Raw genomic sequence first — 389 nt, forward strand, 5'->3', positions numbered from 1 at the left:
ATACGTATCTAGCCTGAGTATGAGTCGTCGCAACGGTTAACTCACCTGTGCGGTTGTCGTTAAATTCGTTTGCAATCTTCTTTATATTTTCAACATGCGACAAAATATCACCCGCAACCGCCAAAATTTTCTCGCCGGCCGGCGTTATTCGCGTTAGGTGCTTACCGCTTCTTGAAAATACCTCTACGCCCAATTCATCCTCAAGCAAACGAATCTGCTTACTAATCCCTGGTTGTGACGTAAATAAACTCTGCGCTGTTGCCGAGACATTTAGATCATGATGGGCAACTTCCCAAATATATCTCAACTGCTGTAGCTTCATTTTTTCATCCCTTGATAAAACATTCGATTATAAAGCTATAAGTAATTATTATTTTGAAGAATAAAAA

At 39.8% G+C, this 389-nt stretch carries 1 protein-coding gene; it reads right to left on the reverse strand.

Annotated elements, in window-relative coordinates:
• The coding region (locus tag A3762_RS10690) for a LysR family transcriptional regulator (RefSeq protein ID WP_156493395.1) at positions 1-322 on the reverse strand (322 nt) is incomplete at its 3' end.
• Positions 323-389 lie beyond the last annotated feature (67 nt).

The sequence above is a fragment of the Oleiphilus sp. HI0125 genome (assembly GCF_001635355.1).